At 73.1% G+C, this 11,527-nt stretch carries 14 protein-coding genes and 1 pseudogene; 8 read left to right on the plus strand and 7 right to left on the minus strand.

The annotated features are described in order from the left end of the window. From UW392_RS31710 to UW392_RS31725, 4 genes are all read right to left on the minus strand, one after another. On the minus strand, positions 1–303 hold a 303-nt coding region (locus tag UW392_RS31710), incomplete at its 3' end, for an FAD-binding protein (RefSeq protein ID WP_320778614.1). Positions 304–336: 33 nt separating this feature from the next. Further along, complete coding sequence (locus UW392_RS31715) at positions 337–828, minus strand: succinate dehydrogenase hydrophobic membrane anchor subunit (RefSeq protein ID WP_320778615.1); 492 nt, start codon at positions 826–828, stop codon at positions 337–339. 5 nt (positions 829–833) lie between these two features. Next, positions 834–1,214 (minus strand): succinate dehydrogenase, cytochrome b556 subunit, encoded by a 381-nt coding sequence (gene sdhC / locus UW392_RS31720; protein WP_320778616.1) that lies wholly within the window; start codon positions 1,212–1,214, stop codon positions 834–836. A gap of 154 nt (positions 1,215–1,368) precedes the next feature. Beyond that, positions 1,369–1,980, minus strand: coding sequence for a 2-oxo-4-hydroxy-4-carboxy-5-ureidoimidazoline decarboxylase (locus tag UW392_RS31725; RefSeq protein WP_320778617.1), 612 nt, complete (start codon positions 1,978–1,980; stop codon positions 1,369–1,371). A 155-nt stretch (positions 1,981–2,135) separates the two neighbouring features. Here UW392_RS31725 and UW392_RS31730 point away from each other — a divergent pair, with 155 nt between their 5' ends. Then, positions 2,136–3,776, plus strand: a complete 1,641-nt coding sequence (locus UW392_RS31730; RefSeq protein WP_320778618.1) for a glycoside hydrolase family 20 protein — start codon at positions 2,136–2,138, stop codon at positions 3,774–3,776. Positions 3,777–3,821: 45 nt separating this feature from the next. On the opposite strand, the pseudogene UW392_RS31735 reads toward UW392_RS31730, so the two are convergent. Then, positions 3,822–3,899: pseudogene (locus tag UW392_RS31735) on the minus strand (hypothetical protein); the annotation flags it as partial. Positions 3,900–3,931: 32 nt separating this feature from the next. Between UW392_RS31735 and UW392_RS31740 the strand changes: the two are divergent. The 6 genes from UW392_RS31740 (at position 3,932) to UW392_RS31765 (ending at position 8,346) form a co-directional block, all read left to right on the plus strand. After that, the gene (locus UW392_RS31740; protein ID WP_320778619.1) at positions 3,932–4,192 is read left to right on the plus strand and encodes a DUF4328 domain-containing protein; all 261 of its coding nucleotides are present in this window, start codon (positions 3,932–3,934) and stop codon (positions 4,190–4,192) included. Between the two features lie 141 nt (positions 4,193–4,333). Further along, positions 4,334–4,888 (plus strand): hypothetical protein, encoded by a 555-nt coding sequence (locus tag UW392_RS31745; protein WP_320778620.1) that lies wholly within the window; start codon positions 4,334–4,336, stop codon positions 4,886–4,888. A 113-nt stretch (positions 4,889–5,001) separates the two neighbouring features. Continuing rightward, the gene (locus UW392_RS31750; protein ID WP_320778621.1) at positions 5,002–5,556 is read left to right on the plus strand and encodes a hypothetical protein; all 555 of its coding nucleotides are present in this window, start codon (positions 5,002–5,004) and stop codon (positions 5,554–5,556) included. 132 nt (positions 5,557–5,688) lie between these two features. Beyond that, positions 5,689–6,090, plus strand: coding sequence for a hypothetical protein (locus tag UW392_RS31755; protein ID WP_320778622.1), 402 nt, complete (start codon positions 5,689–5,691; stop codon positions 6,088–6,090). Between the two features lie 379 nt (positions 6,091–6,469). Continuing rightward, positions 6,470–7,132: an RNA polymerase sigma factor gene (locus UW392_RS31760; protein WP_320778623.1), complete on the plus strand. Its 663-nt coding sequence runs from the start codon at positions 6,470–6,472 to the stop codon at positions 7,130–7,132. Further along, positions 7,132–8,346, plus strand: a complete 1,215-nt coding sequence (locus tag UW392_RS31765) for a hypothetical protein (protein WP_320778624.1) — start codon at positions 7,132–7,134, stop codon at positions 8,344–8,346. The genes UW392_RS31760 and UW392_RS31765 overlap by 1 nt, the downstream gene beginning before the upstream one ends. 184 nt (positions 8,347–8,530) lie before the next feature. Here UW392_RS31765 and UW392_RS31770 read toward each other — a convergent pair whose 3' ends face one another. Further along, positions 8,531–9,439: a L,D-transpeptidase family protein gene (locus tag UW392_RS31770; protein ID WP_320778625.1), complete on the minus strand. Its 909-nt coding sequence runs from the start codon at positions 9,437–9,439 to the stop codon at positions 8,531–8,533. A 154-nt stretch (positions 9,440–9,593) separates the two neighbouring features. Here UW392_RS31770 and leuE point away from each other — a divergent pair, with 154 nt between their 5' ends. Beyond that, entirely contained in the window at positions 9,594–10,247 is a 654-nt protein-coding gene (leuE, locus tag UW392_RS31775) for a leucine efflux protein LeuE (RefSeq protein WP_320778626.1), read from the plus strand. A gap of 49 nt (positions 10,248–10,296) precedes the next feature. Here the strand turns inward: leuE and UW392_RS31780 are convergent, their stop codons facing one another. After that, complete coding sequence (locus tag UW392_RS31780; RefSeq protein ID WP_414496724.1) at positions 10,297–11,424, minus strand: acyltransferase family protein; 1,128 nt, start codon at positions 11,422–11,424, stop codon at positions 10,297–10,299. Positions 11,425–11,527: the final 103 nt, after the last annotated feature.

Raw genomic sequence — 11,527 nt, forward strand, 5'->3', positions numbered from 1 at the left:
CAGGCCCATCTTCTCCAGGTCGAGGACGGAGTCGATGGCCTCCTTCGCCAGGATCTCGGCGGCGTCCTGGTCGACCAGGTAGTCACCGCCCTTGACCGTGTCGAAGGTGTGCCACTCCCAGTTGTCCTCCTCCACGTTGGCCAGCGCGGCGGCCATGCCGCCCTGCGCGGCGCCCGTGTGGGAGCGGGTGGGGTAGAGCTTGGTGAGCACGGCGGTGCGGCTGCGCTTCGTCGCCTCGATGGCGGCGCGCATGCCGGCGCCGCCGGCGCCGACGATGACGGTGTCGTACTTGTGGATCTTCATCAGGTCTGACCTCTGTCCCTCGTGACCCGGGGTCTAGCGGATGTTCGGGTCGAAGGTGAAGATCACCAGCGTGCCCAGCAGGATGGTGAACACCGTGGCGGTGTAGAGCAGGCCCTTCAGCCACAGACGGGTGTTCGGGCGCTCGGCGTAGTCGTTGATGACCGTGCGCAGGCCGTTCGCGCCGTGCAGCATCGCCAGCCACAGCATGAGGAGGTCCCAGACCTGCCAGAACGGGGAGGCCCAGCGGCCGGCGACGAAGGCGAAGCCGATCTTGGAGACGCCGCCGTCCAGCACGAGCTGGATCAGCAGGTGGCCGATGACCAGGACGACCAGGACGACGCCGGACAGGCGCATGAAGAGCCACGCGGCCATCTCGAAGTTGCCGCGGGTCGACTTCGGGGTCTTCTTGGTGCGCTTGCGCGGCGGCTCGATGACGGGCGCCGGGTTGTCGACGCCGTAGCCCGCGAGCTCGCCCGAGCCCTCGACGGGACCGACTCCGGAAGCGGTGGTCTCAGTGGTGGACATCAGCCTCAGCTCCCGAATACTTCGCGCGCGGCGTGGCCGAGCACGGGGTAGAGCGCCCCGATCATCAGCACGAGCCAGAGGCCGACGACGGTCCAGAGCATCTGCTTCTGGTAGCGCGGTCCCTGGGACCAGAAGTCGACGGCGATGACGCGCAGGCCGTTCAGCGCGTGGAACAGGATGGCGGCCACGAGGCCGTACTCCAGCAGCGCGACGACGGGCGTCTTGTACGTGGCCACGACCGTGTCGTAGGCCTCGGGGGAGACACGGACCAGAGCGGTGTCCAGCACGTGTACGAACAGGAAGAAGAAGATGAGGACACCGGTGACTCGATGAGCCACCCAGGACCACATGCCTTCCCGGCCGCGGTACAGCGTTCCAGCCGGCACGGAATTACCTTCCGAAAGCGGTGATTGGGGCCTGCCGGCTTCGGCGTCGGACGGGCCCGGCCGGGTACGGTCCACCGGCCCCCGACATCGTAGCGACGTGTTGTCGGAACGTTCACGGCGGGCCTGTCGATGTGATCAAACAGGCACGGACGGACTACGTACGGTGGTGGTGCCGGGATTCTCCCAGCATGCGCCGCAATCTCCCGCGCGCGAGACGGCGCAGCTCGTCCGCCGTCAGGAGCAGCTCCTCCTCCGGATCGTTCGCCAACCGTGACCGGATGCCCGTCAGTACCTGATCGAGGGCCTCCTCGACCGGTACCTCGTCCAGACAGATGACGAACACATGTCCGAAACGGCTCTCGTAGGCGGCGTGTGCCGCGCTCAGCGCGGTGTGCGCGGCCGAGTACGCGTCGTCCGGGAGCGGGGCGAGGGACTCCCCGGCCAGCGCCTCGGCCAGATCCGCGGGCGTCAGGTCGTACGCCGCCTCGTCGGCCGCGGCGAGCAGGGCCTCCAGGTCCGGGTAGGAGCGGTGCGCGGCGACGCGGTGGGCCCAGCGCAGGCTCCGGCAGCAGGTGAGGAGGGCGCGCTCGGCGGCCTGGGCGGGCGCGGCGTTGAACCGCTCCAGAGCGGTGCGGTCCGGTCCGGTGTGCGCCTGCTCCGGTAGGGCGACCTGGCCGGCGAGGTGCGGAAGACGGTGCGAAGGCAGCGTGGGTCCTCGGCGGTACGTGGGGGACTGCTGGGAAGGGTGAGAGAAATGTGCCGTCACGTTATCGAGGGTGGTCAAGGACTGTCCGATCGATGCCCGAAATTCACCCGGACGGCAGCGTTTGAGCACCCTTGGTGGACGGCCGGGCGGGGGAAGCGTCGTAAGTTCGTGGAGGAGGTGGCTGTCATGCGTCGTATAGCGAGTGGGGGAGCGTCATGAGCCCGGGCAGGCGCCGGGCGCCCCGCAGGAAGACGTCGCAGGCCCCGAGGGGGTTGCTCCTCGGCGCGGGCGTCGTCGTGGCGGGCGGTGCGGTCGCGGTGGCCGTGACCGTCTGGCCGGGGGACGGAGCGAGCACCCGGAGCGAGGCCGGCCCGTCGCAGCCGTCGGCGAGCACCACCTCGCCGTCGGTCGCACCCTCGCCGTCCCGTTCGTACCCGCTGTCCGAGGCACCCCGCACGATCCCGGCCGTCCGTGAGCACACGCCCGCCCGCGGCCCCGGCTGGCGGCCCGCCGACGGCGCCCGCGTGGTGACGGACGACGAGGAGCTGGCCGACGAGGGTGAGCTGACCGCGCGGGAACTGGGCCTGACCTACGCGGGGGACACCGAGCCCCGCGACGGCGACGTGGAGCTGACGCTCGGCGGCCGGGGCGGGGACGGTTCCGAGGAGTACACGCTGACCGTGGGGAACCGGCGGGTGCTCATATCCGCGCCCGCGGAGGCGGGCGTCTTCTACGGCACGCGCACCCTCAAGCAGATGGTGCACGACGGCGGCACGGCACCCGAGGGCGTCGTGAAGGACCGGCCCGCCAAGGCCCAGCGCGGCTTCATGCTCGACATCGCGCGCAAGCACTTCACGGCCGACTGGATCGAGGACCGGATACGGGAGCTGGGCGACCTCAAGTACAACCAGTTCGGCCTGCACTTCTCCGACGACCAGGCCTTCCGCATCGAGTCCGACTCGCATCCGGAGGTGGTCTCGAAGGATCACCTGACCAAGGCGGAGGTGAAGCGGATCGTCGACCTCGCCGCCGAGCGCCACATCACGGTCGTCCCCGAGATCGACTCGCCCGGGCACCTCGGCGCCGTCATCGCCGCCCACCCGGAGCTGCAGCTGCGTGACGCGCAGGGGAAGGCACTCTCCGGCGCCGTCGACATCGCGCAGCCCGCCGCGGGCGAGCTCGTCGACGACCTGCTGGACGAGTACGCGGACCTGTTCCCCGGCGCCTACTGGCACGTGGGCGCGGACGAGTACCAGGCGCTGACGGTCAAGGACCCGGAGGCGTCGTACCCGGGGCTGGCGGAGGCCGCCCGGAAGGAGTACGGGGCCGGGGCCGGGGTGGCCGACCTGGCGACGGACTGGATGAACGACCGCGCCGAGGTGGTCCGCGGCCACGACCGCACCCCGCGCGCGTGGAACGACGGCTTCTTCCGCAGCGCGGACGTCGAGGCGGCGCGCGACATCCAGGTCGCCTACTGGACCGGCAAGGAGATCGGCGCGCGGGAGCCGGCCGAGTACCTGGGCGACGGGCGCCAGGTGATCAACTACAACGACGAGTTCCTGTACTACGTCCTGGGCGAGCCGAACGACTTCGCCTACCCGACGGGCGAGCGCATCTACGAGCAGTGGACCCCGCGCGTGCTGCGCGGCACGGCCGCGGTGCCCGAGCGCTACGACGGCCAGATCCTCGGCGGCGTCTTCGCGGTCTGGTGCGACCTCTCCACCCGGCAGACCCAGGAGCAGGTCGCGGCGGGCGTACGGATGCCGCTGCGGGCACTGGTGCAGAAGCTGTGGGATCCCGGGACGCCGGACCTGACGTGGGCGCAGTTCGAGGAGCTGGCGGACCAGGTGGAGTGAGCGGTGCGGCCGCGGGGCGTCCCGGGGGCTGCTCGCCTCCCAGGTGTCCACCGCGATCCGGCGCGGGAACCCCAGGTTGACGAACGGCACGAACCAGCCGCCCACCGCCCGGCCCCGCTTCATGCGGTGCCCGGTGCGGCGGCGCAGGGCGCGCAGTGGACACCGGGCTCGTCAACGCCTGGTGGACCCTGTGGCTCGTGAGCACGGCGTTCTCCCGGATCAGCCATCCCGCGTACGACGAGGCCGCCACGGCGCCCGAGATCCGGCGGGCCCTCGGGCAGGTGGTGTTCGCGGACTCCCACGACCTGGTGGCCGCCGTGGTCGCCGCTGTTTTCGTGCTCACGCTGACGCGCATGCAGGACGCGAAGGCGCGCGGCGTTCCGGGTGCGCCGGTGGCCACGCCCGCAGCCGGCTGACCGGGTTCCCCGCCGGCCGTCCGTCGCGGCTGTTCGGCCCCGAACCGCTGCACACCGGGCGGAGTGCCGGATTCCGGGGGCGAACAGCCGTACGGCTGTGGTGTATTCGCCCCGGACGTGCCGACATGCAGGGGAGACCGGATGGGCTACTGGGGGTACTACGTCGTCGGGAAGAGCGAGCGCCCGCTCGCCGAACTCGACGCGCTGGCCGGGGCCGCGGGCATGTCGCTGCTCACCACGGCGGACGACGGCTGGCAGGTGTGGGAGTACCCGGACTTCCCCGACACGGCCGCCCCCGGTGACGGCGGTGACGGCGGTGACGGCGGTGATGTCGGGAACATGCACGTCCTCGCCCGGGAGACCGGGTCGCCCGCGCTCTTCGGCTACGTGATGGACAGCGACTGCGTGGTCGTGGAGGCCGCCGCGCCCGAGAGCGGCGGCTGGACCACGTGCCTCGCGCGCACGGCCATGGCCGGGCACCTGGGCGCCACCGAGGACGGACTCACCGTCGAGGACTACTTCCTGGAGCCGCGCGACGCCGCCGAGCGGGCCGTCGCCTGGGCCGCGGAGGCGGGGCGCAGCGCGGCGGCCGAGAAGGTGCTGGAGGTGCTGGCCACGGAGCCCGACCCGGCCTCGCCCCTGGCCGAGAACCTGCTGTTCAGGCTGCTCGACCGGCTGGGCGTGGTGCCCCTGTGAGGCACCCGGGCCGTGCCGTGCGGCGAACGGATCGTGGATCGGATCGGGATCGAGGGGACAGACGGGCTCCACGCACCACGGGTGCCCTGCCGAACGGGTTCGAGGGAGGCGTGATGAGTCTGGTGGAACTGATCGCACAGGCCGACGAGCGCGGGCTGACCGCTGCCGGACTGGCGTGTCTGGACCGCTGCGTACCGCTGCTCGGAGGTGACGACGAGGTGCTCAGACCGCTCTGGGTGAGCCTCGTGGAGGACGGGGAGCACTGGAACGAACGGGTCGCCGGGGTACGGGAGGAGCTCGGGTCCGCGGCGACCGACGACTTGGGGGCCGGTTCCGACGGTGGACCCGCGACGGACGAGGCCACCGCGCTCGCCCGCCACATGCTCGCCACCGTCCCCGCCGAGCGGTCCGCCGGCGCGCTGCGGGAGTGGGCGGGCGCCTGTTCCCTCGCGGCCCTGCGCATCCACCGGCTGCTCGACGGCGCGGTCGAACGCGCGGGCGGGCCGCCGTCCCCGCTCGTCGCGGCCGAACTGCGGCGGCAGACCGCCGTACTGGAACTGCTCGCCGGGCACGGCGCGGCCGGGGTGCGGCAGGCCCTCGACGTGTCGACCGAGGGACGGCGCGTGCTGCGCGCCGTGGTGTCCCGGCGGACCCGGACCCGCGCGTGACCGGGCACCCGCGCGTGACCGGGTTGAGCAGGAGTTCGGCAGAGTGTGAACCCGCTGGAACGTTTCTGTGCCGGTGTCGCGCAGTCCGCCGATCCGAGTGACACCACACGCGCGGAGCACGCTCTTCCCCATGTGAACGCAGAACGGACGGCACCGCACGACGGCACCCGGCACCACGCGGCGACCAGGCCCCTGAGATGGGCGGCGGACGCGGTGGCGACCATGCGGGAGGGGGCCCGCATCCGCCTGGACTACTCGGCGCGCAGTCTCTGGCGCGTCGACCGCGTGATCGAGGAGATACGGCGGGAGGGCGCGCCGTACGAGGCCGTCGGTGCCGTGCTGCGCGGGTTCGGCGCGTACGCGGGGGAGGTGCTCGTCCGCGAGACGGGGGGCGAGTGGCTGTCGGCGGGCGGCGACCTCTGGGTGCGCACACCGGACGGCCGGCTCTGGGACACGCTGGAGGAGGCGCGGCGGTGTTACGCGGGCCACGGCTCGCTGCGGCTCCTGTGCCGGGACGCCGCCGCACGGGGCTGAGTGCCTGGTCGTGACCCGGGGGCGGGGCGGTCGAGAGCAACGGCCGGGGCCGCCACCCCCCACAGGAGAGGCCCCGGCCGTCACTCGGTACGGGCCGCGCGGCGGCCCGTACTCTCTACAGCGCCGCATGTGCGGTTCGTGTCACACCTCCTGCGCCGACTTTTCGATCACGGATCAGTTGCATGTTCCACGAGCGGGGGCAGGTGACCATGGACGGGGCACGGTTTCAGGTCGTAACGTGCCTTTCGCGCCGGACTGCGGGGGTGAACGACCACCGCGACGAACCGCGGTCCAGGGGCCGCGAGCATCCACTGGGACGACGACGGCGAGGAACCGGTCCGCGGAAGCGGCACCGGCTTGGGCGCAAAAGGGGCGCGCGGTGCTGGGGGAGGACGCGGAGCTGACCGCCGCGGTGCGTGCGGCACAGGACGGGGACGAGACCGCGTTCCGGACGGTGTACCGCACGGTGCACCCACGGCTGCTCGCCTACGCACGGACGCTGGTCGGTGACCCGGACGCCGAGGACGTCACCTCCGAGGCATGGCTGCAGATAGCCCGTGACCTGGAGCGTTTCAGCGGTGACGCGGACCGCTTCCGCGGCTGGGCCGCCACGATCGCCCGCAACCGCGCCCTCGACCACCTGCGGATGCGCGGACGGCGCCCCGCGATCGGCGGCGACGAGAGCGAACTGGCCGGGAAGGCGGCCGAGTCGGACACCGCGGGCGAGGCCATCGAGGCGCTCGCCACCGACCGGGCGCTGTCGCTGATCGCCCGGCTCCCGCAGGACCAGGCCGAGGCCGTCGTACTGCGCGTGGTCGTCGGTCTCGACGCCAAGACCGCCGCGCGTACGCTTGGCAAGCGGCCGGGTGCCGTGCGCACCGCCGCGCACCGCGGACTGAAGCGGCTCGCGGAGCTGCTCGACGCGGATCCGGAGGCCGACGGCGCCCTCGAGGCCGTGCCCCCACAGCGAGGGGCGCGTGCCCGCACGGTGACGTCCGCGGGTGTGACGCATATGCGTGCGCGGACGCAGAAGGACATGTGATGGCCGACGAGCAGTACAGGTGGCTGGACCGCCGCGCCGCGGAGCGCCTGCTGCGTGGCGAGCCACTCGAAGCCGTCGAGACCGCTGATGCCGCGGGAGCCGCAGGGGCCGTCGGAACAGCCGGTGCCGTCGACGGCGAGGGCCGCGACGTGGCCGGCCGGCTGGCACGGACGCTCGCCGCGCTGACCCCCGACGCCCCGCGGACCGATGCCGAACTCCCGGGTGAGCAGGCCGCGTTGACCGCCTTCCGCACGGCGCGTGTGACACCGGAGGGCGCCGCGGCCGGGCCGGCCCCCCGCAGGTCCCGCTGGGTCCGGCCGCTGCGGCTGGGAATGGTCGCGGGACTGGCCGCCGGGATGCTCGGCGGGGTCGCCGTGGGAGTCGGGACGGGGACACTGCCCACTCCGTTCCAGGGCGGCCCGCCGCGCCCCGCCGCGTCGGTGACGGGCGCGCAGGTGCCGGAACGCCCGCTGATGTCACCGTCGCCCTCGTCCGGGGACTCCGGTGACTCCGGTGAGGTCCCGGACGGCGGGCGGGGCGCCGTCGGCGGAACCGGATCCTCCGGTGAGCGTTCCGGCGAGAGTCTCCCGGAGGACCCGACCGGGGGCGACAAGGCCGGGCAGCCGGACTCCGGCGACCCGGGCGAGCGGGGGCACTCCCGTGAGTGGTGGAGCGCGGTGCGCTCCGCGTGCCGGGACGTCGACCGGGGCAGGTCCCTGGACACCGGCCGCCTGCGGGACCTGGAGGACGCGGCGGGCGGCCCGGGCCCGGACCGGGTGCGGAAGTACTGCGACCGCGTGCTGAGCGGCTCGGGCGGGGCCGACGCCCCCAAGGCCTCCGACGGCGACGGGTCCCGCGGGAACCACGTGCGCCGCGGCCAGGACGGGGAGGGACCGGACCGGCACGGCTCGGACGGGAACGGCACGTACATGGGCGACGGGGGCGGCGACGGGGCCGGCGGTGGCGGGGACCGGGGCGGCAAGGGGGACGGCGACGGTGACGGCGACGAAGGCCCCGGCATACCGGGCGGCGGCAACGGCCACGGCCACCACGGTGACGGCCGGTACGGCAGCGACCGTCACAGCGCCGACCGTCGCAGCGACGACCGTCGAGGCAGCGGCCGTCACGGCACCGATCGCCGCGGCGGCGACCCCCGCGGTACCGGCCACCGAGGGCATGACGCCCGTGCCGCCGACGCTCCGCTGACCACCTGACCTGCGGTTCAGCGGCGCGGTCCGCCCCCTCCCGCCCGGGTGTGACGTTTTCCGGCGCCCGTACGCAGTACAGAGTGAGCCGACTGGTCATCGGCCGTCGCACGAGCCGGGGTTCCCCCCGTACCCGCGGCTCAGTGCACCTCGCGTGGGCGGGACACGTTCCCCCGGTCCCGCCCACGCCCACTCACCAGTACACGACGACCTTGTCGCCGGTCCGCACCTGCGCGAAGAGCCGCGCGATCCGTGCCTCGTCGCGCACGTTGACGCAGCCGTGGGAGGCCCCGTAGTAGCCGCGCGCCGCGAAGTCCGACGAGTAGTGGACCGCCTGGCCGCCGCTGAAGAACATCGCGTACGGCATGGGGGTGTCGTAGAGCGTGGACACGTGGTGGCGGGACTTGAAGGTGACCCCGAAGACGCCCTCCCGGGTCGGCGTGGACTCCGACCCGAACCGCACCTCGACCGTCAGCAGCGTCTCGCCGTCGGACATCCAGCGCAGCGTCCGGCTGGTCTTGCTGATGCACAGCACCCGGCCCGTCATGCACCGCGCGTCGGGCGCCGCGGCCGGCTGGCCGCCGAACGCGTACAGCTCCCACTTGCCCGGCTCCCGCGTCATGCCCAGCAGCCGGGCCCAGGTCACACTGTCGGTGGCGCCGGTGCGCGGCAGTCCGCGCTTGCCCTGGAAGCCCCGTACAGCCTCCGCGGTCGGGCCGTCGTACTCCCCGGTGGGCCCGTCGAACAGCCAGGCGACCTGCCGCAGCCGGGACTGCAGCTCGCGGACGTCCCGGCCCCGGTCGCCCCGCGACCAGAGAACCCGAGGCGCGGGAGCGGCAGGGGTGGAGCGAGGGGGAGGGACGGAGGGGGTGGTCTCCTGGTGGTCGCCCTCGCCCTCACCCTCCTCGCCGGCCCCGCCCCCTCCGCCGCCCTTGCCGTCCGGCGCGGCCGTGCCGTCGACGCGTGCCGTCGCGTGCGGCGGGCCGGTCCCGTCCGCCGGCCGCACGGTGCAGCTGCCGGCCGCCGCCATCGCCACCACGGCCGCGACCGCCACGTACGCCGCCGGTGCGGCCACCGATTCCCGCATGCCCCTGATACGCATACCGGCCCCCGTCGTCTCACCGTGCCCGGTGCCCCGCCTCGCCCCGCCGAACCACTGGCCGGGGTCACCCGAGATGCTCCCCGGGCGCGGCCCGCGGTGAACCGGCGGAACGGTGGAAGACCTGAGTGTCGTACCCCCGTGCGACACTCCTTCCATGTTCGGAGTCATCGACCTGCCCACCTATCTGGCAGGCGTCGCCCTGATCGTCCTGCTGCCCGGCCCCAACAGCCTGTACGTCCTCTCCGTCGCCGCCCGGCGCGGCGTACGGGCCGGGTACACGGCCGCCGCGGGCGTGTTCTGCGGGGACACCGTGCTGATGACGCTCTCGGCGGCCGGGGTCGCCTCCCTGCTCCAGGCGAACGCGATGCTCTTCGGCATCGTGAAGTACGTCGGCGCCGGCTATCTGACCTGGCTGGCCGTCGGGATGTTGCGCGCCGCGTGGGGAATGTGGCGGACGCGCAAGGAGCGGGGGGCGGGCACCGGGGACGGGACCGCCGTCGGCGCCGACGAGCGGCCCTTCCGCCGCGCCCTGGTCGTCAGTCTCCTCAACCCGAAGGCGATCCTCTTCTTCATCGCCTTCTTCGTGCAGTTCGTCGACCCGGGGTACGCCTACCCCGCGCTCTCCTTCGTCGTGCTCGGCGCCTTCGCCCAGGTCGCCAGCTCCCTGTACCTCAGCGCCCTGATATTCAGCGGCACCAGGCTGGCCGAGGCCTTCCGCCGCCGCAGGCGGCTCTCGGCCGGGGCGACCTCGGCGGCGGGCGCGCTGTTCCTCGGGTTCGCGGTGAAGCTGACGCTGGCGAGCGCCTAGCGCCCGCCGTCCCCGAGGCGCGGCGCGGCAGGGGGCCCGGCGGCGGCCGTCAGTCCTTCTTCGGACGGGACAGCGCGGCCCGCAGTCGTGGTGTCAGCGGCTCCTCGACGAATCGATTCAGCAGCCAGGCCAGCAGCAGCATCGAGGCGACGGTCAGGGCGACGGTCGGTACCGACGGCAGGTGCAGGTCGCGGTGCAGGGTGTGGATCACCACCCAGCCGAGGTGCTCGTGGACCAGGTAGAACGGGTACGTCAGGGCTCCGGCCACCGTCAGCCAGCGCCAGTTCGCCCAGCTCAGCCAGCCCAGTGCGATCGCGGCGACCGCCAGGAAGCCGAGGGCGACGACGAGGACGATGCCGAACGAGGTGCGGTGGGAGAAGGCGTTCGGGTCCGAGGCGTTCCACAGCTCGTCCACCGCGTAGCGCTGGCCGATGAGGAAGCTGACGGCCACGATGCCCCAGGCGTACACGTCCCGCCGGTCGCGGTGCACGAGGTAGAGGCCGATGCCGCCGATGAAGAAGGGCGCGTACTCGGGCATCAGCACCAGGTCGAGCAGGGGCTGGTCCGCGGCCTGCGCGAGCGCGGCCGCGAGGGTCCACCCGACGCAGAACATGATGACGCGCCGCCGGTTCGCCCCGGGCAGGACGACGCACAGCGCGAACAGCGCGTAGAACCGGATCTCCACCCACAGCGTCCAGCACACGCCCAGTACCCGGTCCGCGCCCAGCGGCTGCTGCAGCAACGTCAGGTTGACCAGCGCGTCGCTCGGCGACACGGCCTCGAAGGCGACCGCGGGCAGCGCGAAGACGGCCGTCACGATGATGACCGCCGCCCAGTAGGACGGCATCAGCCGGGAGACGCGTGAGGCGAAGAACGAGGTCAGCGACCGGCCCCAGCCGCTCATGCAGATGACGAACCCGCTGATGACGAAGAAGACCTGCACACCGAGGCAGCCGTAGGCGAACCATTCGTGCAGCGTGGGGAACTGGGTCTTCGGCGAGCTGCCCCACGCCTCGGTTATCTCGCCGCCGCGCCCGCCGTAGTGGTACGCCGCCACCATCAGCGCGGCCACCAGCCGCAGCCCGTCGAGCGCGCGCAGCCGTGTCACCCTCGGCGGTCCGGTCCTCGGGGGAGGGGTGCGGGGTGCGGTGGCCGTCGTCGGGGCGGCGTCGATCACAGGTTTCCCCTCGTCGGTGCAGGGCGGTGCCACAGCACACTAAGCGGCTCCACGAGGGGCTCCCGGCCGCCGGAGCAACCATTCTCCCGCTGGTACCTGCCCG

Source organism: Streptomyces sp. CRN 30 (genome assembly GCF_034105845.1).